Origin of the sequence: Rhodococcus sp. 14-2470-1a, from assembly GCF_002259425.1 — a bacterium.
Taxonomy (GTDB): Bacteria; Actinomycetota; Actinomycetes; order Mycobacteriales; family Mycobacteriaceae; genus Rhodococcoides; species Rhodococcoides fascians_E.
In genome coordinates this window covers 383,764-406,556 of the sequence record NZ_NPFZ01000024.1, presented here as the reverse complement: position 1 = coordinate 406,556, position 22,793 = coordinate 383,764, and the positions used below count along the sequence as shown (strand labels likewise).

24 protein-coding genes are annotated in these 22,793 nt (G+C 65.2%); 14 read left to right on the top strand and 10 right to left on the bottom strand.

Annotated elements, in window-relative coordinates:
• Positions 1 to 277: 277 nt before the first annotated feature.
• From CH292_RS13265 to CH292_RS13255, 3 genes are read right to left on the bottom strand one after another with little or no spacing between them, the layout of a single operon-like run.
• Complete coding sequence (locus CH292_RS13265) at positions 278 to 673, bottom strand: type II toxin-antitoxin system VapC family toxin (RefSeq protein ID WP_094654987.1); 396 nt, start codon at positions 671 to 673, stop codon at positions 278 to 280.
• The gene (locus CH292_RS13260) at positions 670 to 903 is read right to left on the bottom strand and encodes a type II toxin-antitoxin system Phd/YefM family antitoxin (protein ID WP_033188963.1); all 234 of its coding nucleotides are present in this window, start codon (positions 901 to 903) and stop codon (positions 670 to 672) included. The genes CH292_RS13265 and CH292_RS13260 overlap by 4 nt, the downstream gene beginning before the upstream one ends.
• A gap of 32 nt (positions 904 to 935) precedes the next feature.
• Positions 936 to 2,177, bottom strand: coding sequence for a hypothetical protein (locus CH292_RS13255; RefSeq protein ID WP_256978106.1), 1,242 nt, complete (start codon positions 2,175 to 2,177; stop codon positions 936 to 938).
• An 88-nt stretch (positions 2,178 to 2,265) separates the two neighbouring features.
• On the opposite strand from CH292_RS13255, the gene CH292_RS13250 reads away from it, so the two are divergent.
• The 3 genes from CH292_RS13250 to CH292_RS13240 all read left to right on the top strand — a co-directional run bounded on the left by CH292_RS13250 (position 2,266) and on the right by CH292_RS13240 (position 5,859).
• The gene (locus CH292_RS13250) at positions 2,266 to 3,009 is read left to right on the top strand and encodes an N-acetyltransferase (RefSeq protein ID WP_094654945.1); all 744 of its coding nucleotides are present in this window, start codon (positions 2,266 to 2,268) and stop codon (positions 3,007 to 3,009) included.
• Between the two features lie 449 nt (positions 3,010 to 3,458).
• A complete protein-coding gene (locus tag CH292_RS13245) occupies positions 3,459 to 4,403 on the top strand; it encodes a manganese catalase family protein (protein WP_019665728.1) in 945 nt (314 codons plus the stop codon).
• Positions 4,404 to 4,488: 85 nt separating this feature from the next.
• Positions 4,489 to 5,859 (top strand): APC family permease, encoded by a 1,371-nt coding sequence (locus CH292_RS13240; protein ID WP_256978105.1) that lies wholly within the window; start codon positions 4,489 to 4,491, stop codon positions 5,857 to 5,859.
• Here CH292_RS13240 and CH292_RS29350 read toward each other — a convergent pair.
• The 5 genes from CH292_RS29350 to CH292_RS13220 all read right to left on the bottom strand — a co-directional run bounded on the left by CH292_RS29350 (position 5,856) and on the right by CH292_RS13220 (position 9,243).
• Positions 5,856 to 6,242, bottom strand: coding sequence for a hypothetical protein (locus tag CH292_RS29350; RefSeq protein ID WP_256978104.1), 387 nt, complete (start codon positions 6,240 to 6,242; stop codon positions 5,856 to 5,858). The two genes, CH292_RS13240 and CH292_RS29350, sit on opposite strands and share 4 nt — an antisense overlap.
• Complete coding sequence (locus CH292_RS29345) at positions 6,239 to 6,919, bottom strand: ABC transporter substrate-binding protein (RefSeq protein ID WP_256978103.1); 681 nt, start codon at positions 6,917 to 6,919, stop codon at positions 6,239 to 6,241. Before CH292_RS29345 ends, CH292_RS29350 begins: the two co-directional genes overlap by 4 nt.
• 90 nt (positions 6,920 to 7,009) lie before the next feature.
• A complete protein-coding gene (locus CH292_RS13230) occupies positions 7,010 to 7,342 on the bottom strand; it encodes a hypothetical protein (RefSeq protein ID WP_037158677.1) in 333 nt (110 codons plus the stop codon).
• A 53-nt stretch (positions 7,343 to 7,395) separates the two neighbouring features.
• Positions 7,396 to 8,313 (bottom strand): SDR family oxidoreductase, encoded by a 918-nt coding sequence (locus CH292_RS13225; RefSeq protein WP_094654944.1) that lies wholly within the window; start codon positions 8,311 to 8,313, stop codon positions 7,396 to 7,398.
• A gap of 90 nt (positions 8,314 to 8,403) precedes the next feature.
• A complete protein-coding gene (locus tag CH292_RS13220) occupies positions 8,404 to 9,243 on the bottom strand; it encodes a helix-turn-helix transcriptional regulator (protein ID WP_094654943.1) in 840 nt (279 codons plus the stop codon).
• A 95-nt stretch (positions 9,244 to 9,338) separates the two neighbouring features.
• On the opposite strand from CH292_RS13220, the gene CH292_RS13215 reads away from it, so the two are divergent.
• Complete coding sequence (locus tag CH292_RS13215) at positions 9,339 to 9,806, top strand: NUDIX domain-containing protein (RefSeq protein ID WP_094628848.1); 468 nt, start codon at positions 9,339 to 9,341, stop codon at positions 9,804 to 9,806.
• Between the two features lie 19 nt (positions 9,807 to 9,825).
• Here the strand turns inward: CH292_RS13215 and CH292_RS13210 are convergent, their stop codons facing one another.
• On the bottom strand, positions 9,826 to 11,187 hold the full coding sequence (locus tag CH292_RS13210; protein ID WP_256978102.1) for an EAL domain-containing protein: 1,362 nt from the start codon (positions 11,185 to 11,187) through the stop codon (positions 9,826 to 9,828).
• A gap of 49 nt (positions 11,188 to 11,236) precedes the next feature.
• On the opposite strand from CH292_RS13210, the gene CH292_RS13205 reads away from it, so the two are divergent.
• The 8 genes from CH292_RS13205 (at position 11,237) to CH292_RS13170 (ending at position 18,934) form a co-directional block, all read left to right on the top strand.
• Positions 11,237 to 12,601 (top strand): serine/threonine-protein kinase, encoded by a 1,365-nt coding sequence (locus CH292_RS13205; protein ID WP_094654941.1) that lies wholly within the window; start codon positions 11,237 to 11,239, stop codon positions 12,599 to 12,601.
• Positions 12,602 to 12,789: 188 nt separating this feature from the next.
• Entirely contained in the window at positions 12,790 to 14,946 is a 2,157-nt protein-coding gene (locus tag CH292_RS13200) for an MMPL family transporter (protein ID WP_094654940.1), read from the top strand.
• A gap of 25 nt (positions 14,947 to 14,971) precedes the next feature.
• Positions 14,972 to 15,385, top strand: a complete 414-nt coding sequence (locus tag CH292_RS13195; RefSeq protein ID WP_020110588.1) for a DUF302 domain-containing protein — start codon at positions 14,972 to 14,974, stop codon at positions 15,383 to 15,385.
• A gap of 43 nt (positions 15,386 to 15,428) precedes the next feature.
• Positions 15,429 to 15,698, top strand: a complete 270-nt coding sequence (locus CH292_RS13190; RefSeq protein WP_019665717.1) for a metal-sensitive transcriptional regulator — start codon at positions 15,429 to 15,431, stop codon at positions 15,696 to 15,698.
• 48 nt (positions 15,699 to 15,746) lie between these two features.
• Positions 15,747 to 16,115: a helix-turn-helix transcriptional regulator gene (locus CH292_RS13185; RefSeq protein WP_094654939.1), complete on the top strand. Its 369-nt coding sequence runs from the start codon at positions 15,747 to 15,749 to the stop codon at positions 16,113 to 16,115.
• The gene (gene arsB / locus CH292_RS13180) at positions 16,112 to 17,173 is read left to right on the top strand and encodes an ACR3 family arsenite efflux transporter (protein WP_094628669.1); all 1,062 of its coding nucleotides are present in this window, start codon (positions 16,112 to 16,114) and stop codon (positions 17,171 to 17,173) included. The genes CH292_RS13185 and arsB overlap by 4 nt, the downstream gene beginning before the upstream one ends.
• Positions 17,170 to 17,571 (top strand): low molecular weight phosphatase family protein, encoded by a 402-nt coding sequence (locus CH292_RS13175; protein WP_019665714.1) that lies wholly within the window; start codon positions 17,170 to 17,172, stop codon positions 17,569 to 17,571. The genes arsB and CH292_RS13175 overlap by 4 nt, the downstream gene beginning before the upstream one ends.
• A 25-nt stretch (positions 17,572 to 17,596) precedes the next feature.
• Entirely contained in the window at positions 17,597 to 18,934 is a 1,338-nt protein-coding gene (locus tag CH292_RS13170; RefSeq protein WP_094654938.1) for an NAD(P)-binding domain-containing protein, read from the top strand.
• Here the strand turns inward: CH292_RS13170 and CH292_RS13165 are convergent.
• Positions 18,917 to 19,294 carry a metalloregulator ArsR/SmtB family transcription factor gene (locus tag CH292_RS13165; RefSeq protein WP_094654937.1) on the bottom strand — a complete coding sequence of 126 codons (378 nt, stop codon included), beginning with the start codon at positions 19,292 to 19,294 and terminating at the stop codon, positions 18,917 to 18,919. The two genes, CH292_RS13170 and CH292_RS13165, sit on opposite strands and share 18 nt — an antisense overlap.
• A 61-nt stretch (positions 19,295 to 19,355) precedes the next feature.
• Between CH292_RS13165 and CH292_RS13160 the strand changes: the two genes are divergently transcribed.
• Positions 19,356 to 21,296, top strand: a complete 1,941-nt coding sequence (locus tag CH292_RS13160) for a heavy metal translocating P-type ATPase (RefSeq protein ID WP_256978100.1) — start codon at positions 19,356 to 19,358, stop codon at positions 21,294 to 21,296.
• A gap of 46 nt (positions 21,297 to 21,342) precedes the next feature.
• A complete protein-coding gene (locus tag CH292_RS13155) occupies positions 21,343 to 22,785 on the top strand; it encodes an HNH endonuclease signature motif containing protein (protein WP_094654935.1) in 1,443 nt (480 codons plus the stop codon).
• The last annotated feature ends 8 nt before the right edge of the window (positions 22,786 to 22,793 follow it).

Sequence of the window (22,793 nt, the reverse complement as noted above, 5' to 3'; positions counted from 1 at the left end):
TTCGAGTCATCCCGTCCCACATCGAACTTCGATACTTATCCCGCCATCGTCGCGGGGCCGACCGGCTGTCCCGCATGTGACGGCCCGTTCACGGGCAACGGAACCCGAGACCGCCTCGAACGGATAATGCGGGGCAACAGCCGCAAAGCCCACCGCCTCAGGGCAGCAGTCACTCACCTCGACGAAAGATACCGCGCCGCAACGGTAGAAGTCGACGCACCTGCCGGCTTGCAATGGTGGGACCGCCGCTTGCCATGGGTATGACGGCGCACGACTTCTACGCGGTTGGAATGATCGGAGTCATCGCGCCCTCCCGTATGACTTTGTCACTTGTCGCAATTGCCAACCCGCGACGAGTGGCCTGTGCAACGATCATCCGATCGAACGGATCTCTGTGCGCCCACTCGAGCTGACCCGCCAAGGTGGCGTCTGCTGAATTCATGGTCAATTCCTGCGCAGCCATGGCCGCCAGCGAGTCCGACCAACTCGACAACACCCCACTACCATCGAGACGCCCCAGCCTCGTCTTGATCGAGATTTCCCACGCGGACGCGGCAGAGACGAACAACTCGTTGGATGGATCCTCGAGAACCGCGAGCGCAGGTTGCGCAATCTTCTGCGGGGACGCCAGCAGCCATAGAAGCGCATTGGTGTCGAGCAAGACCGCGGTCACGACGGCGCGTCCCACGCCGTCAACTCGTCCTCGGGGATCGGCTCGTCGAAGTCCTCCGGAATCACCAACCCTGGGAACTGGCCGAATCTTCGCGTCGTGGGCGCGACCGGCGATATGACAGCGACGGGTCGCCCGTGAGAGGTGACAGTCACGGGGCTGCCAGTTCTCTCCACTTCGGACAGGATGGCGTTCAGTTTCGCTTTCGCTTCCGTACTGCTCACCGTCCTCATGACATCAGCGTACCCAAAATTGACTAGTGCAACTAGTCAGATAAGGCCGACCGAGAACCCCGGCTGTCCGCTCGCGTCAGAATCACGTACACCCCCGCCGCGACAAGGACGGAACCGACGCTGATTGCCGTCGACGTCCACTCCCATCCGCTCCGAGAGAAGACAGGCTGCATGCTCGTCAGCGGGGTGTACGCCGTCCACCCGAACTCGGCGACGATCGGGACCGCCACTGCGATCGGGGTGGTCACGGCGATCACCGAGGCCGGTGGGCTCGTCGGAAGCAGCGACGCGAATAGGAGTCCAAGGGCGACGGGCAGGATCACTACGGTGGCTGCCGATTCGATGGGGTCGAGCTGAGAATCGGCGAGAAGTCCGACCGCTGCAACCGGCGCGATCAACAGGAAACCCACCATGGGGAGCGGACGCCGCCACCCCACCACGACGCCCACGACCAACAATGCAACGAACACCACGGCAGAAGTGAATCCCATCGACCCCGTCGTCGGAGCCGCCACGTACGCCAAAGCGGCGAGCACAACGGTGCCGGTCATCCGGGGCAAGGCGATCGCCGCGCCGACGAGCAACGGCACCACAGCGATGCCCAGAAGCCAACGATCCTGCATCGCTCCGTCCGCACCGAGCCGGTCCACCGAGCGCACGAAGAGCCAGTACAGAACCAGGCCGACGACGGGGACCAGCACCCCCACGGTCAGCACTCGCGTCCGGTGCTGCACCCGCTCGACAACCCCCTCGACATTCGAGGAAATCAACAGAACAGCCAACACCGCAAGGGCTACGAGAATGTAGTGCCCGGATGAATCGTTGGAGAGGTACTCGGCATAGCGGACCGGGCTCGATTCGATGTGCGGCACCAACACCATGCCGGAGAGCACACCGACTACCAACGCGCACTGCATGGTTCGGCGATTACCTGCACCGGCGAGCACCGCACAACCACCGAGAATCAACCCACCTGCGATCGCCCGCAGATGCATCTGCACGTCGAACGAACCGAAGGACACAGCCGCAAGCAGCACGACGCCGATACCCGTTGTCGCGTACACAGTTCGACCGCCGGTCACGAACACAGCCACCACAACGGCCACGACGGCTGCCACTGTGGCCGCCGCAGCCGCACTTCCGACGAAGACGTCGAGGCGGTCCCCTCCCGCGACGTAAGCGAAGTTGCGCGCCCGCGTGACCACCACCGCCCACACTGCCGTGAACGCACCGACGAAAACGGTCAGGTGAGCGAGTACGCGTCGTGCAATCACGTCGAGCAGCTTGTCACGTCTTGTCCGGTTCTGCCGCTGAGGGAAAGTCACTCGACCGCGCTGCGGTCGGCACGGCACGATGGAGGTCATGGACTTCACCGTGTCGGTGCTTGCGGACCGACCCGACCTCGCCGAGGCCGCGTGGGGCATGCCCGATTCCTGGCCGACGTTCATGACCCACGACCCCATCGCGTCGCTGTACTACCGACCGGAAGTGGTCGAGCGTTTCGCCGATTTCACTCTCGTGTGCCAGGACGAATCCGGATCGGTCGTCGGAAAAGCTCATTCGATTCCGTTGTACGTTTCTGCTGGTGGCGGCCTGCCCGACGATGGCTGGGACGGCGCCGTCCTCCGAGGGATCCGCGACCGTATGACAGCAGTCGTCCCGAACACCGTGTGTGCGCTGGAAATCGCTGTGACGCCGGAAATGCAAGGCCATCGCCTGTCTTCGGTACTACTGACAGGTTTGCGTGAGAACGCGGGACGCCTCGGATTCGACGAACTCATCGCCCCCGTGCGACCCAATGGCAAGACCGACCCCCGCGAATCGATGAGCTCCTACGCGGCTGGACGTCGACAGGACGGACTGCCCGCGGATCCGTGGTTGAGGGTCCATGTACGAGCCGGGGGAACGATCGCCGGAGTCGCACCTCGGTCCATGGTCATCCCAGGCACTCTCGAGGACTGGCGGACGTGGACGGGTCTGCCGTTCGACCAGTCCGGGCCCGTCGACGTTCCAGGCGCTCTCGCGCCCGTGTTGTGCGACGCGCAGCAAGGCACCGCGGTCTACGTGGAACCGAACGTGTGGGTGAGGCACCGAACCAGGGCCTGAACAACAGAACGGCCGCCGGGAAACCGGCGGCCGAGATACAAGTCGAGTCAGACCGCCACACTTACGCGGCTGCGACGTCGTCCACATCGAGAGGCGGTACAACCGTGAGGGACCGAGCTTCGGGAGCCAGCCCGAGAATGGATTCCCACCACGCCTGCCGCTGGACGTTTTCTTTCCATACCACTACGTCGTGCTCGTCATGCATACGTTTACTTGCCCTCCGCCGTCTTCGATAGCCGTGTCGCGCAAGTGCAGGAGTGCCCCGAAGACGGCGATACCAAACCGGACCTCCGGTCGGATGTGATGTTTCTCCCTGCCATCCAGGGGTATAGCCGGAGTGCTGATGCATTCCCAGCACGCCTTCGAAGGCGGAAAGGCGACAGTCAAGTCCCGGCGTCGCAGACAACCCGATCGTTCACGCTCGATGCACTGCTGTCCTAGGGAGAATCGTGTATCTACACACCGAACAATTGATCAACGACATCGCCGTCGACGAGCCGGATCCGGCCGCTGCCAACGCCCTTCAGGAGGGCCTCGGCGGACAGTTCGGCGAAATGCGCACCATGATGCAATACCTGTTCCAGTCCATGAACTTTCGTGGAGACCCGGCATCGAAACCGTACAAGGACCTCTTGCAGGGCGTCGGTACGGAAGAGATCAGCCACGTCGAACTCATCGGCACCACCATCTCCCGTTTGCTCGACGGATCCCCCGAATACAACGGCAAGAAGACGGACCCCGTCGACAAGCCCGGCGCCAAAGGCGCTACACCCCTGAAGATTGCTCTGGACACCAGCAACATTCACCACTATCTCGTCGGCGCACAGGGCGCCCTCCCGGTCGATGCTGCAGGAAACCCGTGGTCGGGCTCCTACGTCTACAACAGCGGCAACCTCGTGCTGGATCTGCTGTACAACCTGATGTTGGAATCGACCGGCCGCCTTCAGAAATGCCGCATCTACGAGATGACCGACAACAAGACTGCCCGCTCAACCATCTCCTACCTGATCGTCCGCGACCAGGCCCACGAGAACGCGTTCGCCAAAGCACTGGAAAGCCTGGGCGTGAACTGGGGCTCGGTGCTGCCGATCCCCAAGACCAACGCGGAACGGTTCCCCGAGGTCAAGAAGTTGCTGGACAAGGGCTTGCAGAGCATCCAGTACACCTTCAGCGCCGACGACAAGAGCCAAGCGGCCAAGCTCTACCGCGGCGCCTCACCGTCGAACGACGGAACCGAATTGTCCACGGCCATCATGCCGGAAGGCGTCCCCATCAAGATCTCGCCCGAGCGGCGCGAGGAGTTCTCACCGGGCCTCGACAAGGACCTGCTGGCGCTGATCCAGGCCACCGCCGAGGTGGAGATCGCCGCAGCGAACGACCCGAAGATCAAGTAACACAACTGAATCAGGACAGGTGGAGGCGACGCGGTGACACCGCGTCGCCCTCCACGTGTTTCCCCACCACATCACGGAGGTTCGCATGCGACCGAGACGGACCCACGACGAAGCGGTCGACGCGACGCACGATCGGCAGGAGACCACACCTCTCGCCCGTGCGATCAGCGGAAAGATGTTGTTCGTCTTCATCCTCGGCGATGTGCTGGGAGCCGGCATCTACGCTCTCGTCGGCGAAATCGCGGGAGAAGTGGGCGGGGCCGTCTGGGTACCACTCGTCGTCGCACTGGTGATGGCGATGCTCACCGCCGCGTCCTATGCAGAACTGGTCACCAAGTACCCCCGCGCCGGCGGCGCCGCCGTATTTGCTCAGCGTGCCTACAAACTCCCGATCGTGTCGTTCATGGTCGGCTTCTGCATGCTGGCAGCCGGCGTGACCAGCGCAGCCGGGCTGGCACTCGCCTTCTCCGGTGACTACCTCCAGGTCTTCGTGGGCGTTCCCACCGTGCCCGCAGCACTGGCGTTCCTGGTCATCGTCGCCCTCCTCAACGCACGCGGCATCACCGAGTCTCTCCGCGCCAACCTCGTCATGACGGTCGTCGAAGTGTCCGGTCTGGTCCTGATCATCGCGCTCGCCGGGCTGGTACTCGGGCGCGGCGACGGCGACCCATCGCGCGTTCTCGAGTTCGACGGCACCACGACGCCCGCCCTGGCGGTGCTCGGCGCAGCGCTGCTGGCGTTCTACTCGTTCGTCGGATTCGAGACCTCCGCCAACATCGCCGAGGAAGTGAAGGACGTCCGTCGGGTCTATCCGCGGGCACTCTTCGGGGCACTCGCCGCAGCCGGAGCGGTGTACGCACTGGTCGGCCTCGCCGTCACCACCGTCGTACCGCCGGAGACCCTCGCCGAGTCGAGCGGGCCGCTCCTCGAAGTGGTCGACGCCGCGGACGCCGGCATTCCCGCGTGGTTCTTCAGCCTCATCGCACTCGTCGCCGTGGCGAACGGAGCGTTGCTGACCATGATCATGGCCTCACGGCTGACCTTCGGAATGGCTCGCGACGGCCTGCTCCCCTCCGTCCTCGCCAAGGTCCTTCCCCGACGCCGCACGCCATGGACGGCGATCATCGCCACCACCGTCGTCGCGATGGGACTCTGCCTCACGGGATCGGTGGCAGCCCTGGCGGAAACCGTCGTGCTGCTATTGCTGTTCGTGTTCGTCAGCACCAACGTCGCCGTCCTCGTCCTGCGTCGCGACGACACCGGCGAGGACCACTTCCGCGCGCCGACGATCCTGCCGATCCTCGCGCTCGTGACCTGCGTGGTGCTGGCTACCCAGCAATCCGCCGAAACCTGGCTTCGTGCAGCACTACTCCTGGCCGTGGGCGTCCTGCTGTACGTCGTTCGCCGGTTCACCACCGACTCGACGACGAAGAACGCTCCCGCCGAGCGCGGCTAGGTCAGAACCGCCGACAGCTTGGGCACCAGCAGGTCGGCGAGCTCTTCGTGCGCGAGAGGGCCGACGGACCACGCTCGACCGAAGTGACCCGTGAAGTCCTGACGCTCACCGTTGTAGGTGACAGTGTTGTCGGCCGCCAGGTTCAGGACGACGGTCCGGTCCTCCTGCACGCTGGGGAGCCGCTGAAGCAGCGGGCTCGCGTACCAGGCGTCGAACTCCGCCTGGTCGGCAGCCTGGTTGGAGATGACCAGAACATCGCCGGTCAACGAGTCCAGCAGCTCGTCGCCCAGTTCTCCGTCCTGCGGCAGCACTGCGGCGTTGGTGTTCTCCGCGAATCCGAAGGAGGACAGCAGCGCCTCGGGCTCACTGTCGACGGTGTTCATGAAGCCGGTGCCACTTCCGCCTCCCCAGTACACGAGGTAGTCGACGGTCTTGCCCTCGAACTCGGGGTGCTCGGCGGGATGTTCTCGAAGGTGGTGCTGTACTCGCCGATGAACTGCTCAGCGCGGTCGGACAGGTTCAGAGCTTCGCCCAGAAGACGAAGCCTGTCTTCCCACAGCGGTGCCTCGATGCCGGCCGGTGCGCCGACGACAGGCGCGATGTCGGCCAACTGCTCGGTGTCCACAGGGTCCGCCGCCAGGGTGTCGACGACGAGGTCCGGCGTGGTGTTGGCTACCTGTTCCGCCGGATACGCAGTGTCGCCGATGGGCCAGACCGTCTCGATCTCGCCGGGGATCTTCTCCACCGCCCACGGATAGAAGTCGACCTGCTCATCGGTGCCCACCGGCGTAACACCCAGTGCAGCAAAGAGGTCCGCGTCCCAGGAACTCGCCATCACCACACGCTCGGGACGCTCTTCGATCACCGCTGGACCGGTTGCCGTGTCCAGCGTGAGCGGATATTCGGTCTTGCCCTCGGCGGCCGGCAGCAAGGAGTCCGCAGCCGCGGCGGATTCCGTCGTCGAGCCGCTGTTCCCGGAGCACCCCGCAAGAGCGATCACGGTAACCCACGCGACCGCAACGCCACGAAGGGCAGCAGACGTCCTGGTGGAAATGTTCATCGTGGGGGATCCTCTGGACTCGACGAGCGCCACAGCGGCACCCGAGAGGGAGGTTAGACTAACCTTCCCTTCGTGTCCAGATTGTCGGAGTCAGACCTCGGGTGGCTCGTACTGGCCGTACAGCCCACGCCGCTCACCACGAAGGAACGCCTGATGCTCGGCGTCGGCGCGTGACCGAAGATCTGCGCGGTGCCGCTCCTCGAGCTCACGTCGAGCCTGGCGCTGAACCGCACTGTCCTGAATCAACCACAGCGCAACAGCCAGAATTGCAACCGCACCGAACAACACCCAGAATCGCAGTACGAGACCCAAGGCCATGACCGCCACCAGCAGCGCAGTGACCACCAGCCTGACGTCGCCCGCGCTCCATCGCCACCCGCCCGCGCCGTAGCGCGAACCGCCGTCGAAGGTTCCGCTGGCCATATCACCCACGGTACCGGCGCAGACCGGCGAGCACCGCCCGATCTCCGCATCGGCTATCGATCGAGCAAATTCTCCGAGAGGTCCCACAGGCGTCGGGCGTCGTCCACCTTCGTCATCGTCTTCCACATCGACAGAAGGGCAGCAGGGCCGCCGACGACACGGGATGGGCCGTAGAACTCGTCACCCTGTGCGGCGACACCCGCCGCGGCGACCACCGCAGGCATCGCTGCACTGTCCACGCTGCCGGCAATACCCACCCGCGCCAACGCGTCGACCACCTTCCGTGCGAGCGTGTCCCTGTCCCGACCCATTCCTGGCTGAGCGGCAAGCAAATTCGTCGGAGACACACCCGGGTGCGCGATGTTGCTGGTGATACCCCACCCGCCCTGCTTGCTGCGAGCATCGAGTTCGCGAGCGAACAGCGCGACCGCGATCTTCGACTGGCTGTATGCCTTGCCGACGTCGTAACTGCGTTCCCAGTTCGCGTCGTCCCAGTTGATTCCGCCGCTGCGAGCAGCAATGGACGTCTGGTTGGTGACCCGGGCACCGCCGTCGCGCAAGAGCGGGAGAAGCCCGCGGGTAAGCGCGAAGTGACCGAGATGATTGGTGCCCATCTGCAGTTCCAGACCGTCATGCGTGACCTGCCTGCTCGGTGGCTGCATCACACCGGCGTTGTTGACGAGGATGTGAATCGGCCTCGCCTCGACCGTCAACTCATCGACAAGCGCTGCAACGGATTTCAGAGACGACAGATCGAGCGTCCGGATCGAGACGTTCGCCCCCGGCACGGTTGCCCGAATCCGCTCTGCAACTCGCTCGCCCTTCGCCGAATTACGCACGGGTAAGAGCACTTCGGCTCCCGCGGCAGCGAGACGCGTCGCGATGACACTGCCGATACCGTCGCTGGCGCCGGTGACGACAGCCAGCTTGCCTGTCGAGTCGAGAAGTTCGGTGCTGATCTTGCGTGCCATGATGGGGCTCCCGTCGAAGTGGATGTGTGAACACCAGTTTCGGCGCATGGAACCGGCCGAACCAGGACCTATCGATCCACCTCTATACGTTCACAGACCGGGCTCGGCGCCGACGACCGCGAGGAGTTGCAGCTTCTCGTAGCTTTCACTGCCGGGGACAGCGGTGTAGACGAGCAGGCGATGCGACTGATCCGGGTCCAGCAGCGTCTGACACTGCAGCTCCAGCCTGCCGACGGAGGGGTGATCGAAACGCTTGACGTCCGGCGGACGCAGCCCCACCTCGTGGGCCGCCCACAGCCGCGCGAACTCCTCGCTCTCCGACTCCAACATCTCCACCATCGTCGCGGCAGCCGACCCAGGACCGCGCACCGCCACCACCTCACGCAACCCCGAAACGTAGAGCCGCGACAGGAATTCGCGCTCCTCGGGTGGATACAGCTCACGAGCAGCAGGATCAGCGAACCACCGGTAACCGAGGCTTCGCGACGGCCCACTGCGTAGCGAAGCATCGCCGGTCAGCGCCACACCGAGAGGAGTTTGCCGCAACGTCTCGCCCAGCTCGGTGATGACCTCGGCAGGAGTGTCCTGAAGCCGATCCATGATCCGCAGCAACCCGGGGCTGACGTGTTCGCTCGCCGACCCCCGCGCCGGGGGACTGTGTCCCGCCAGACGGAAGATGTGATCACGCTCCGCCAGCGTCAGATGCAGCCCCTGAGCGATGGACGCGATCATCTCGGCGGACGGCCGAGGACCGGTCCCTCGCTCCAACCGCGCGTAATAGTCCGTGGACATGTGAGCCAGCTCCGCCACCTCCTCACGCCGCAGCCCAGCAGTCCTCCTCCGCTGACCACGCCGCAGCCCCACGTCCTCCGGCTGCAACAACGCCCGACGGCCGACCAAGAACGCCGCCAACCCTTCGCGATCGATCATGCCCTGTTCTTACCGTCAGCAGCCGGGCATTGCCAGGACTCGCGAATCCACCCATGCAGGATGGAGACATCGACACACCCGAGGAGAACAACACCATGGCCAAGCTGAGCGCTGGAATCATTCTGTACAGAACGGTGAACGGTGAGGTCGAAGTCCTCCTCGGACACCCGGGAGGCCCGTTCTGGGCGAAGAAGGACGCAGGCGCGTGGTCGATCATCAAGGGTGAGTACGAGGACGACGAAGATCCCTGGGCCGCAGCTCAGCGCGAATTCCTCGAGGAAACCGGCTCACCGGTGCCGGCAGGCACGGACCCGATACAGCTCACACCCGTCAAGCAGCCCAGCGGAAAAATCGTGACAGCCTTCGGCGTCGAAGGTGACCTCGACGCCGCCGGCGCGCAAAGCAACACCTTCGAGATGGAATGGCCGAAGGGATCGGGAAACTTCAAGAGTTTCCCTGAAATCGACAAGCACGAATGGTTCACCTCCGACGACGCCGAAGCCAAACTGCTCAAAGGTCACCGCCCGATTCTTACCGAGCTGCTGGGCCATTTGCCCAGCTGACACGGTATGTGCGGATTGCCTAGGAACCGATTCGCTGGAGCAGGGTGGTGGCGGCGTCGAGGACCACGTCTCGGGCGTGAGTGAGTCGGTAGTCGTACATGGTGGTACCGCCCGGTCCTACGCCGATGCGCAGGGCGACGAGCGCGACGGTCAGCACGGGCGACACGACGACGATCGAATGTTCCTCGGCCAGTGGCTCGTTGGGTCCGACGGCTACTTCACGATAGCGATGGTGTGCATCGCTCGTGTCTGGACGAACCGATTCAGGATCGCGTGTGCCGAAGACGACCGTCAAAGCGCTGTGTGCGGCAACGTCGTTCACGGCGGCAGCGTGAACGCGGCTGAGGGACAGCGATGATCCTGTCGTCACGAGAACGATCGTCGACGGCCCCGCCGTCATCGCACTGAGCAGCAGGCCCGATCCGAGTGCGCCGATCAGAGCTTCGTCCGCACGCCGCGGCCGCGTCGCCGCACTGACGACTCCGTACGGCGTCACGGCCGCCGGGGCGCGAACGGTGACGGCGACGTCGTGCGCCTCCGGGACCACCCGAGGTGCCCCACTGCCGAACGCCGGAAGCGGCGCGGGCGGACCGAACAGATAGCCCTGCCCCCAGCCTGCACCCATGTCCAGCGCCGTCCGCAGGTGCTCTTCCGTCTCGATGCCTTCCGCGACGATCCGCGCGCCGGTCCGATCTGCTTCCGCGGCCACCGCCGACACCACCGCCGCGGTGTGCGCGGTGGGCCTGCTCTGCACGAGCCCCATGTCGAGCTTGATCACGTCCGGTCGCAGGAACGGCAGCAACGCCAAGCTCGACGAGTCCGCGCCCACGTCGTCGACGGCGACGCGCCAGCCCAGGTGCCGCGCATGTTCGACGGCCCGGAGCAGACGAGCAGGATCACGGAGCAGGTTCCGCTCGGTGATCTCGATGACGATCGACAACCCGCGGGCCTGCGCGAGAACCGTCGACGACCGACGAGGCGGCGGAGTCTCGAGCGCGACTGGCTCGGCGTTCACGAACAACATCACGCCGTCGGGCAGGCCTGCATCGAGTGCACCGCGCAGGGCCGTCAACCGGCATCGCCAATCGAAGTCGACGATCACGTCGTGCGATTCCGCTGCCATCAGCAAGTCGGGTGTCGTCGACCACGGGCTACTGGGGCCAACGCGGGTGAGCGCCTCGAACCCGACGATGCCGTTGCCGTCGAGCTCGACGATCGGCTGATACACCGAACCGATGTCCACCGTGAGGGGTGACGCCGCAGCCGTGTCGTGGTGGTGGTTCAACTGCGCGCCTCCTCGTCCGAACACGACAACTCCACCCCACCCGGCCATCATCATGCCCTGCGCGGCCACCGGGCACCGCGTGCGGGCAGGACACACGGCGATATGGTTCGACGTAATCGCACACTCGGATCGGACGGACACATCGATGATTGGATCGGATCGGCACCGTCCACCGGACGAACAGTTCCTGTTCGCCGGCCGGTACCGACTCGGCGAGGTCCTCGGCCGCGGCGGTATGGCCGAGGTCGTCACGGCCGTCGACGACGTGTTGGGCCGGTCGGTGGCGGTGAAGATCTTCGCCCACGCCGGGCCGCACGACACGTCGGGACGTATCGACGCCGAGAAGCGCACGCTGGCCTCGCTCACCCACCCCAACCTCGTCGCGCTGTACGACGCGGGCGAAGCCGCAGACCCCGGCGGAGTCGTCGTGCCGTACCTGGTGATGGAACTCGTCGACGGCCCCACCCTGTCCGCATTCCGCGTCGGCCGCGCACTGCAGCCGCAGGTCGTGGCGCGCATCGGTGCGGAGATGGCCTCCGCGCTGACCTACATCCACAGCCGCGGCGTCGTACACCGCGACATCAAGCCCGCCAACATCCTCATCGCCCGGCCCGACGGCCCGGACGACAACCAGTTCACCAAACTCACCGACTTCGGAATCGCGCGCATCGTCGACGGCATCCGCCTGACCGACCACGGCACCACCGTCGGAACCGGGCATTACATGAGCCCCGAACAGGCAACCGGCACCGCCGCCGGACCGGCAACCGACATCTACAGCCTGGGCCTGGTCCTCATCGAATGCCTCACCGGACGCATGGCGTTCGAAGGCAGCGCCGTCGCCGCCGCGATCGCACGCTTGCACCGCGACCCAGTGGTTCCCGACGACGTCGGACCGGAGTGGGCGGCGCTGCTCACCGCCATGACGGCACGCGATCCCCAGAACCGTCCCGACGCCGCCCAAATCAGATCGCGACTGCAGGACCTCATCCGCACCGGGCCCGCAGCTGGCGCCACCGCCGCACTGGACCCGCAGTTCCTGACGGCCTCGGTGACCACCGACCAGATGGCGGTCCAGCCGGTGACCACCCGACGACGCAAGCTCTGGATTCCGATCGCTGCCGCCGTGACCGCTCTTGCCGTCGCCGTTGCCGTCGGATGGGCGAGCTTCGGCAGCGACGACACCCCCGTGCCCGACGCTGTGCAGCCATCGACGCCGACTCTCACCGCACCATCCCCAGCGACATCCACCGAGCCGACGCCGCCCCCGACCACCGTTCCTCCGGAACTGCCGACCACCGCGCCACCGGCTCCCGCGGTACCCGCACCCGCTCCCCAACCTCAGGCACCCGTCGTTCCTCCCGCGCAGAACGGCAACGGTAACGGCAACAACGGAAATGGAAACGGGAACGGCAACTCCGGAAACGGAAACTCGGGCAACGGCAACAACGGGAATTCCGGCAACGGCAACAGTAACGGCAACGGCAACGCTGGAAACGGCAGGAACTGACCGATTCCTCGTCGCCTGACGAGGGTCGACCGACCCGAATACTTCGGATACCCCCCAGGGTACTTGCATACCCCCCAAGGTATGTGTCACAGTGAGCATCGGCAGAGCATGTCGCCCCAACCCTCGCGACTCACCCCCGAGAGACAAGTGGGCCCGTGTGTATACCCCCACCCGTATCAGGAGAAGTTATGGCCGAGTTCGACACCGCGCCGGCGCCCAGCCGCGTCGCCCCTGATCGAGCCCGCACCCTCGGTGCGCTCGGTCGCCTCGGAAGCGTCATGGTTGCACGCCGCCGATGGGTGTTCGGGATCTGGCTCATCGCGCTCGTCGCACTGGGTTCTGCAGCGCCGTCCGTCTTTTCGTCGCTCGCAGGTGCCGGTTGGCAGGCCAACGGGTCCGAGTCGGTTCAGGTCCGCGAACTCGCCCAGCACCATTTCGGCGGAAACTCCTCCGCCGCGGTCCAGGTCGTCGTTCACTCCGACACCGCAGCCATCGATGACCCCGCGGTGCAGCAGACACTCACCGACGTTGCGGCTGTGTTCGACGGCGACACCCACTTCGGCGACGTCATCGCCCCACAGCCGGGGATGACCATCAGCCCCGACGGGCACACCGCGATACTCATCGCCGGCGCCAACGCAAGCACCGACGACATGGTGAAAGCCGTCGACGACGTCAAAATGCAGCTCACTGCACTGTCCGGGGACGGTATCGAGGTCTACCCCACCGGATCCTCGGCGCTCTGGTCGGACTTCAACAAAGCCAACCACGATGCGATGATTCAAGCCGAATTGTTCTCGTGGCCGGTCACATTGGCGATCATGGTGCTCGCCTTCGGCTCGCTCGTCGCCGCAGGTTTGCCACTGCTGCTCACCGTCGCCGGTCTCGTCGCCTCCGCAGGCGGATTGGTGCTCCTCAACGAGGTGACGCCCATTTCGGTGTGGGCGATGAACTTCGCGATGATGTTCGCCCTCGCACTCGGTATCGACTACGCCCTGTTCATCGTCGCCCGTTTCCGCGACGCTCTACGTGCGGGCGACCCACGCGCCGCGGTCGCCGAGACCATGGACACCGCAGGCAAAGCAGTGGTCCTCTCCGGACTGACCGTGCTGGTCAGCCTCTCGGCAGTGTTGCTCGTTCCCACTCCGGCCGTCCGCACCATGGCCGTGGGAATCATGCTCGCCGTCGGCTTCGTCCTGGTCGCGACCATGACACTGCTGCCCGCCACACTCGGCGCGCTCGGCACCAAGGTCAACTCCGCCTCGTTGCCGTTTGCCAAGCGTCAACACCATCGCTCCCCCAAATTCGCTGCATGGGGCGAACTGCTCCACAAGCACCCCTGGCCCTTCGCACTCGTCTCCGTCGGCATCCTTGTTGCCCTCGCACTGCCGGTGCTGGGACTGAAGGTCGCGATGCCGTCGATCGCTGTCGTCCCCAAAGACGCACCTGTCAGGCAAGGGTACGAACTGGTGCAAGCGCAGTTCGGCAACGGCGCACCTGGTGCACTGCAGATCGTCGTCCCGACCGCCGACGCAGCCACGACGGCGACCACAGCGAGCGAGGTAGACGGGATCTCGATGGTCACTCCACCTCAGCTCGCAGCGGACGACTCCGATTACGCACTACTCCAAGCTCTTCCCGACGTGGACCCCTCCGACGCTGCCATGGGCACGATCCTCGGCGACCTCCGCGCGCAGCTGCCGGACTCCGCGCTCGTCGGCGGCGCACCGGCGGAGAACCTGGACCTACAACATGCCCTGAACACGTACCTCCCGCTCGTCATCGGGATCATCCTCGTGCTCGGCTTCCTCTTGCTGCTCCTTGCTTTGCAGGCACCACTGATCGCGATCCTCGGCACCGGAGTCAGCCTTCTCTCGACCGCTGCGGCATTCGGCGTTGCGAAGTCGATATTCCAGGACGGGCACGGCGCGTCGCTACTCGGCTTCACGCCGCAGGGCTTTCTCGACGGCTGGGGACCGGTGTTCTTCTTCGCGATGATTTTCGCCATCGCCATGGACTACACCGTGTTCCTGCTCGCTACCGCCAAGGAGCACTACGAACGTTCCGGCGATCCGAAGAAGGCCCAGGTCGACGGGCTCGCTCACTCCGGACGTGTCATATTCGCCGCCGCCGCGGTCATGGTCGCAGTATTCTTCACCTTCGCGCTCTCCGATCCACTCCCACCGAAGGAGATGGGCATCATCCTCGGGGTCGCGGTTCTGCTGGACGCGTTCTTGATCAGGCTGATCCTGCTCCCGGTCCTGTTGCGGCTGAGCGGCCACGCCGCCTGGTGGTCACCCTCGTGGCTCCGCAGGGTCCTGCCGTCGATCCACTTCTCGCACTGACACGTACTCGAAAGGAATCTCAGCCATGAGCATCGCACTGTCCACCACGTTGGCCGACACCGACTTCGGCACCGTCGTCCAATCAGTCAAGGCAGCATTGTCCGACCAAGGATTCGGCGTACTGACCGAAATCGACATGCAAGCCACCTTGAAAGCCAAGCTCGGCGAAGACATGGAGCAGTACCTGATCCTCGGTGCGTGCAATCCGACACTCGCGCACCGCGCCGTCGGAGTCATGCCACAGATCGGTTTGCTCCTGCCGTGCAACGTGGTCGTCCGCGCCGACACCGCAACGCCAGGATCGGTCATCGTCGAGGCAATGAACCCGGACATCATGGTTCAGGCCACCGGCGAACCCGGGCTCGCCGACGTCGCCGCCGAAGCCACCACCAAGTTGCAAGCAGCCATCGATGCACTGGGGGCATGCCCCCGGGGGTAACCTGGGACCCACTTCGCTACACCGCACCACGAGGAGCCTCACCATGATCGGCGACGAAGACAGCATCGCACTGGTACTGAACCGCCTGCGCCGCGCCCACGGACAACTCGCCGGCGTGATCGGCATGATCGAGAACGGGCGCGACTGCAAAGATGTCGTCACCCAACTTGCCGCCGTATCCCGCGCGCTCGACAAGGCAGGCTTCAAGATCGTCGCAACGGGTCTTCGCGAATGCATGACCGGTGAGACCGCCGACAACAGAGAGCCGATGACCGAAGCCGAACTGGAAAAACTCTTCCTCGCATTGGCCTAGATTCACGCGGGCCTTGACGCCTGATTCGGCAAGAGTCAATATAGACGGATGTCGAATCAGACCTTGCCGATCGAAGACGTCTCCGCAGGAGAATGCTGCTCGCCACTGGTTCGCGAGCCGCTGACGGTCGATCGGTCGGTCGACTTGGCTCGGATGTTCAAAGCCTTGGGTGACCCGGTGCGGTTGCGCTTGCTCAGCCTGGTGGCCAGCCACGACGGCGGCGAGGCATGCGTCTGCGACATCTCGCCGCACTTCGACCTGTCGCAACCTACGATTTCCCACCACTTGAAAGTGTTGCGGGAGTGCGGACTCCTCGACTGCGAGCGGCGCGGAACCTGGGTGTACTACTGGGTCGTTCCGACTGCACTGGAAGAACTGTCGACCGTCCTCGGCACAACGACGCCGGTGACCTCGTGAGCACCACGACCGTCGTAGGGAAGCTCTCGACGCTGGACCGGTTCCTCCCGGTCTGGATCGGCGTGGCCATGGTCGTCGGCCTGCTGTTGGGACGGTCGATTCCCGGATTGAACGACGCTCTGGCGGCCGTGTCGATCGACGGCGTCTCGCTGCCCATCGCGGTCGGCTTGCTGATCATGATGTATCCGGTGCTGGCGAAGGTGCGCTACGACCGGCTCGACACCGTCACCGGCGACCGGAAGCTTCTCGTCGGTTCGCTTGTGCTGAACTGGATTCTGGGTCCGGCGTTGATGTTCGCTCTGGCGTGGATATTCCTGCCCGATCTGCCGGAGTACCGAACCGGTCTCATCATCGTCGGCCTCGCCCGCTGCATCGCCATGGTCATCATCTGGAACGACCTCGCGTGCGGAGACCGTGAAGCCGCCGCCGTGTTGGTGGCGATCAACTCGGTGTTCCAGGTGATCATGTTCGCCGTTCTCGGGTGGTTCTACCTGTCGGTCCTGCCCGGATGGCTCGGGCTCGAGCAGACCACCATCGAGGCGTCACCGTGGCAGATCGCGAAGTCGGTGCTGATCTTCCTCGGCATCCCGTTGGTCGCGGGCTTCGCATCGCGCTACTTCGGCGAACGCACCAAGGGCAGGGAGTGGTACGAGTCGACGTTCATTCCCAGGATCGGACCGTGGGCGCTGTACGGTTTGCTGTTCACGATCGTCGTTCTCTTTGCGCTGCAGGGTGATCGGATCACGTCACAGCCTCTCGACGTCGTACGCATCGCACTTCCGCTGTTGGTCTACTTCGCGGTGATGTGGGGCGGCGGCTACGCCCTCGGCGCCGCGATGGGCCTGGGGTACCAACGCACCACCACACTCGCATTCACCGCTGCGGGCAACAACTTCGAGCTCGCCATCGCCGTCGCGATCGCCACCTACGGCGCCACCTCCGGGCAAGCACTCGCCGGCGTGGTCGGACCACTCATCGAAGTACCGGTCCTCGTCGGACTGGTGTACGTGTCCCTGGCTCTACGCAAGCGGTTCACACCCGAAAGGACGTACCCATGACGAGCGTGCTGTTCGTATGCGTGAAGAACGGCGGCAAGTCGCAGATGGCTGCCGGACTGATGCGCAAAGCCGTCGGCGATTCCGTCGAGATCCACTCCGGCGGAACCGCGCCCGGAAGTGCCGTCAATCCGCTGTCCGCGCAATCGTTGCTGGAAGTAGGGGTCGACCTCACCGGCGAACGCCCCAAGCCCATCGACCCCGAACTCCTCGCCCGAATGGACTACGTCGTCACTCTCGGCAGCGAGGCGAAAGTCGATGCCGTAGAAGGCCCGACGTTCGAGAACTGGGACACCGACGAGCCGTCGGAACGCGGAATCGACGGCATCGAACGCATGAGACTCGTGCGCGACGACATCGCCACCCGCGTCGACGATCTCGCCCGACGCATACTCCGTTAGGCCTCGACGAAAGGACGTCACCGTCATGTCCGCTCACCCTGTAGTCGCCATCGGAGCAGGACCCATCGGTCTTGCCGCCGCAGCTCATCTCACCGATGCCGGCACTTCCGTCCTGGTTCTCGAACGTGGCCGCTCGGCCGGTTCTGCTGTTGCACAATGGAATCACGTGCGGCTGTTCTCGCCGTGGTCGGAAATCGTCGACCCGGCCGCCGCACGCCTCCTCGAACCCACCGGATGGTCTGCCCCGGACGGCAACGGCTACCCAACCGGAAGCGAGTGGGTCGAGAAGTACCTCGCACCGCTGGCCGCAGCTCTCGGCGATTCGGTGCGTTTCGACTCCGAGGTCGTGGGCGTCGCCCGCCGCGGGCGGGACCGTGTCGTCGACTCCGGTCGTGACACCGAACCTCTGGCTGTTCACGTCAGACGAACCGACGGCACCGAGGAACGCATCCTCGCCAGGGCAGTCATCGACGCATCGGGAACATGGGGAAGCCCGAATCCGCTCGGGTCCGAGGGACTCCCCGCAATCGGGGAACATGCTGTCGGCGATCGTATTTCGTATCGAGTCCCCGACCTCTCGGACGAGTCGGTACGCGGCCGCTTCGCCGGCACACACGTGGTCATCGCCGGAAGTGGTCATTCTGCACTGACCGCGATCATCGCATTCGCCGACCTGGCCGCGGCCAACCCCGGCACGACACTGACGTGGGCCGTGCGGCGCGCAGTCACCGAATCGGTGTTCGGCGGAGGCGAATCCGACGAGCTCGCCGCACGCGGCGCGCTCGGCCTCCGCGCGAAGAAAGCCGTCGACGACGGCCTCCTGCAGGTCGTCTCCGGTTTCCGGACAGAGAGGATCCTGCAGGGCGACGGCACACTGACACTCCTCGGCGACAACGGACGCCGGATCGACGGCGTCGACCACGTCGTCGCGCTGACGGGGTTCCGACCCGACCTGAGCTGGCTGTCCGAAGTTCGTCTGGACCTCGACCCGACACTGCAGGCACCACGGTCGTTGGCGCCGTTGATCGATCCCAACGTCCACTCCTGCGGCACCGTCTACCCGCACGGCGTGGACGAGCTCACCCAACCCGAGCCAGGGTTGTACCTGGTCGGCATGAAGAGCTACGGCCGGGCGCCGACGTTCCTGGCGATGACCGGGTACGAACAGGTTCGCAGCATCGCTGCCGAACTGTCCGGCGACCCCGAGAGCGCTCGCACCGTCGAACTACGTTTGCCGGATACCGGCGTCTGCGGCGGTGCAGGGTTGTTCGACGATCCCGAAGCCGACGCCTCGGTGGTAGCCGGATGCTGCGGCACGCCGCGACCCGTCAGCGTCGGACTGGGATCAGGATCCGGTCGCTGAGTCCGCGTCGGAGTCGATGTCCGGCACGGACATACCGAGATGCTCGATGTGATAGACCGCCTCGTCGAGCAGCATGGCGACGTGATTGTCGTACAGACGGTAGATGACGCTGCGGCCCGATCGCGCGCCGGTCACCAACCCCATCGCGCGGAGCAATCGGAGCTGATGGGAGACGGCGGACTGTTCCATCTCGACGGCGTCGGCGAGGTCGTTGACGCCGCTGGGCCCCTGGCGGAGCTGGGTGAGAATGCGTAGCCGACTCGGCGTCGCCAACGCCTGAAGCGTCGCTGCCACCGTCGCGGCGGATTCCGCATCCAACTGCGCCGGAGGAGTGGTGCGTCCCTCGACTCCATGTCCCATTCGACGATCATAGTTGATGTTCACATGTATAGGTCTTCATGTGATGAGGTAGCGTGACGTCATGACTTCCATCGGGACCGCCCCGTCTCCGTCGATCGACAGCCCTCGGACCGGGACCGCCACCCGCACCCGGTTGCTCGCCGTCGCCGAAGTCCGGTGGGCACTCGCCGCCACCGCACTGTTCGCGGCAGGGCTGCTCGCGCAGATCACCGGTGGGCCGACGTGGCTCTACTGGGCGCTGTACCTGGCGTGCTACGCCGTCGGCGGCTGGGAATCTGCACTCGAAGGCTTACGCGCGCTCCGCAACAAGACACTCGACGTCGACCTGCTGATGATCGTCGCCGCCATCGGAGCTGCGTCGATAGGGCAGGTGTTCGACGGGGCACTGCTCATCGTCATCTTCGCGACGTCCGGCGCGCTGGAGGCGGTCCTCACCGAGAGAACCGCGGACTCCGTCCGAAGCCTGTTGTGCCTGACACCCGACACCGCGGTCCGGCTCGACCCCGGCGGCGACGAACACCGAATCGACGCAACGGACCTGACCGTCGGAGACATCGTCGTCGTCCGTCCCGGCGAGCGCCTCCCCGGTGACGGAACCGTCGTCGACGGCGGGTCCGACATCGACCAGTCCTCGATCACCGGTGAGTCCGTCCCGGCCTTCAAGACCGTCGGCGACGACGTGTTCGCCGGAACCATCAACGGCACCGGTGTGCTGCGGATACGAGTCGACGTCGACCCGTCGGACACCGTCATCGCCCGGATCGTCACGATGGTCGAGCGTGCATCCGAGACCAAAGCGAAGAAGCAACTGTTCATCGAGAAGGTGGAGCAGTACTACTCGACCGGCGTCGTGGCCGCCACGGCAGCGGTGTTCACCATCCCCCTGCTGTTCGGCAGCGACCTGCAGTCGGCGTTGCTGCGCGCGATGACGTTCATGATCGTGGCGTCGCCGTGCGCGGTCGTCCTCGCGACCATGCCGCCCCTGCTCGCCGCGATGGCAACCGCCGGCCGCAACGGAGTCCTCGTCAAGTCGGCCGTCGTGATGGAACAGCTGCGCCTGACCGACGTCGTCGCCTTCGACAAGACCGGAACCCTCACCGAGGGAACACCTCGCGTCGAACGGGTCGACGCCGTGGACGGCTTCGATCACACCGACGTCCTGCGATGGGCCGCGGCCGCCGAAGTGGGAAGCGAGCACCCGGTAGGAGTCGCAATAGTCGACCACGCCCGTAACCGTGGGCTTCCAGTACCTCCCGCATCGAATTTCGAATCGACACCGGGCGTCGGCGTACGCGCACGGGTCGACGGACGACAGATCGTAGTGTCCAAACCCGATCCGGCCCAGACATCTTCCGGCACCTCCGACATCCGAACGCACGGAACGACCACCGTCGTCGTCACCGTCGACGACGTTCCCGCCGGAATCATCGCTCTGGTCGACACCATCCGTCCCGGGGTCGACAGCGCCGTGTCCGAGCTGGAGCGTCTGACGGGCGCCCCATCGGTGCTGATCACCGGCGACAACCTCGGGTCCGCACAGCACGTCGCCCGCCGCGCCGGAATCTCCGACGTGCGAGCCGGATTGCTGCCGGAGGACAAGGTCGACGCCGTGCGCGGACTGCAAGCACGCGAGCAGCGGGGCCTCGTCGTCGGCGACGGGGTCAACGACGCACCCGCCCTCGCCGCGGCCGACACCGGAGTTGCCATGGGCCGCAAAGGGTCCGACCTGGCACTCGACACCGCTGACGCCGTCCTGGTGCGCGACGACGTCGCCGCGCTCGCCAAGGTGATCGAACTGTCGCGCCGGGCCCACCGCATCGTCGTCGCCAACCTCGTCATCGCCGGCACGTTCATCGTCGTGCTCGTGGCCTGGGACCTGATCGGGACCCTGCCCCTGCCCATCGGTGTCGCCGGGCACGAGAGCTCCACCGTGCTGGTCGCTCTCAACGGCATGAGACTTCTGTCCTCACGTGCGTGGCGAGGGACGAAACGCCCTGGTTGACGGCCGAATCCGGAACTTGTCGGTGGGTCGCGGTACCTTTCCCCGCATGCAGAAGTTGGGGGACTCGAGCACCGCAGCGGAACTCTCGGACCGAGACGTCATCGCTGCCATCACCGAGCTCACCCACGCCCAGAATCAGACTGCCGCACGTAAATACGTTCTGCTCGACGAGTTCGCCCGCCGTGGCCTGAACCTGAAGACAGGGCATTCGACGCCACAGCATTACATCGCCTCAGGCACCCGTGTCACCCTCGCCAACTCGACCCGGCAGTTCGTCACTGCCAACTGGCTCAGCCGATGGCCTTCGGTGACCGAGGCTCTCGCCACCAGCGACATCTTCGTCGACCACGTCAAGGAAATCCACGACGGCTACACCAACATCAGCGGCGCGGACTCCACGCTCTCCGAGGAAAGCCTGGCCGCAGCGGTCGCAGACCTGCTCGCGACCGCCATGGACGGCACAGCCCACCAGGTCAAGCAGCGCGCTCAGGTGTTGATGCACGCAGTCATCGACGACGCCCGCGCCCGATACGACAGCGCACTCGGACGACAAGAAGCACGCAAACAGAAAGAGCGCGAAGCCGAAGAGCAAGGACAGCCCCTGCCCGACGACGATCCTGACGACGATCCCGATCCTGATGCCGATGTGTTGAAGAACCCTCCGCCACAACCGGTATCGGAGAACACTGCGCTCAACAAGCTCGAGCTGTTCCTCCTGGCCAACGGACGCCTTGGCTTCAAGGGGGATGTGGACAAAGTTCTCGGCGAGAAGCTCCGGTCGGCGCTGTCCCCGCTCTCGCGGCCACAACCGGCACCCGACGGCACCCGCGATCCCCGCAGTACATCGAGGCGTCAGGCCGACGGGTTGTCGCGGCTCCTCGACCTCGTCGGCGGCGGCACGCGCTCCGCCGGGCCGGGAACACCACCGGCGACGGTCAACGTCACCGTGAACCTCAGTGACCTTCTCGCCGACAGAGCCCGTTCGGCATCGCCGGACACCACAAGTGGGACAGCCACTTCTGGTGCCACACACAGGTCGCCGAAGATGGGCGACCCGGATTGGCCGTTCCAGCTCGAATGGACGGGCCCCTTGAGTCGCAGCCTCGCACGCCTGCTCGCCTGCGACGCGAACCTCAAGCCAATCATCATGGACAACAACGACGTTCCCCTCTCGATGGGGAAGGAAGTCCGGCTCGCCACTCCTGAGCAACGCGCAGCCGTGGCCGTCCGCGACAGATGCTGCGTCCGATGCGGCCTCCCCGCGCAGTGGTGCCAAGTGCACCACATCATCTTCTGGGAAGACGGCGGGCCGACCGACCTCACCAATCTGGTCCTGATCTGCGGCGACTGCCACCGCCTCGTTCACAATCACGGCTGGGACATCGACTTCGGCGCCGACGGCCACCCCCGCGTCATCCCACCCGCCGCCATCGACCCCGAACGAAAACCGATACCCAGCTTCCACCGACAACGACGCCCCGCTGCCTGACCGGTCAA

What these genes read in the sequence shown, in the direction of transcription:
- CH292_RS13260 (WP_033188963.1), bottom strand. Translation starts at nt 903, where the DNA reads ATGAGGACGGTGAGCAGTACGGAAGCGAAAGCGAAACTGAACGCCATC.
- CH292_RS13250 (WP_094654945.1), top strand. Translation starts at nt 2,266, where the DNA reads ATGGACTTCACCGTGTCGGTGCTTGCGGACCGACCCGACCTCGCCGAG.
- CH292_RS13240 (WP_256978105.1), top strand. Translation starts at nt 4,489, where the DNA reads ATGCGACCGAGACGGACCCACGACGAAGCGGTCGACGCGACGCACGAT.
- CH292_RS29350 (WP_256978104.1), bottom strand. Translation starts at nt 6,242, where the DNA reads ATGAACACCGTCGACAGTGAGCCCGAGGCGCTGCTGTCCTCCTTCGGA.
- CH292_RS29345 (WP_256978103.1), bottom strand. Translation starts at nt 6,919, where the DNA reads ATGAACATTTCCACCAGGACGTCTGCTGCCCTTCGTGGCGTTGCGGTC.
- CH292_RS13230 (WP_037158677.1), bottom strand. Translation starts at nt 7,342, where the DNA reads ATGGCCAGCGGAACCTTCGACGGCGGTTCGCGCTACGGCGCGGGCGGG.
- CH292_RS13225 (WP_094654944.1), bottom strand. Translation starts at nt 8,313, where the DNA reads ATGGCACGCAAGATCAGCACCGAACTTCTCGACTCGACAGGCAAGCTG.
- CH292_RS13220 (WP_094654943.1), bottom strand. Translation starts at nt 9,243, where the DNA reads ATGATCGATCGCGAAGGGTTGGCGGCGTTCTTGGTCGGCCGTCGGGCG.
- CH292_RS13215 (WP_094628848.1), top strand. Translation starts at nt 9,339, where the DNA reads ATGGCCAAGCTGAGCGCTGGAATCATTCTGTACAGAACGGTGAACGGT.
- CH292_RS13205 (WP_094654941.1), top strand. Translation starts at nt 11,237, where the DNA reads ATGATTGGATCGGATCGGCACCGTCCACCGGACGAACAGTTCCTGTTC.
- CH292_RS13200 (WP_094654940.1), top strand. Translation starts at nt 12,790, where the DNA reads ATGGCCGAGTTCGACACCGCGCCGGCGCCCAGCCGCGTCGCCCCTGAT.
- CH292_RS13195 (WP_020110588.1), top strand. Translation starts at nt 14,972, where the DNA reads ATGAGCATCGCACTGTCCACCACGTTGGCCGACACCGACTTCGGCACC.
- CH292_RS13190 (WP_019665717.1), top strand. Translation starts at nt 15,429, where the DNA reads ATGATCGGCGACGAAGACAGCATCGCACTGGTACTGAACCGCCTGCGC.
- CH292_RS13185 (WP_094654939.1), top strand. Translation starts at nt 15,747, where the DNA reads ATGTCGAATCAGACCTTGCCGATCGAAGACGTCTCCGCAGGAGAATGC.
- CH292_RS13175 (WP_019665714.1), top strand. Translation starts at nt 17,170, where the DNA reads ATGACGAGCGTGCTGTTCGTATGCGTGAAGAACGGCGGCAAGTCGCAG.
- CH292_RS13170 (WP_094654938.1), top strand. Translation starts at nt 17,597, where the DNA reads ATGTCCGCTCACCCTGTAGTCGCCATCGGAGCAGGACCCATCGGTCTT.
- CH292_RS13165 (WP_094654937.1), bottom strand. Translation starts at nt 19,294, where the DNA reads ATGGGACATGGAGTCGAGGGACGCACCACTCCTCCGGCGCAGTTGGAT.
- CH292_RS13160 (WP_256978100.1), top strand. Translation starts at nt 19,356, where the DNA reads ATGACTTCCATCGGGACCGCCCCGTCTCCGTCGATCGACAGCCCTCGG.
- CH292_RS13155 (WP_094654935.1), top strand. Translation starts at nt 21,343, where the DNA reads ATGCAGAAGTTGGGGGACTCGAGCACCGCAGCGGAACTCTCGGACCGA.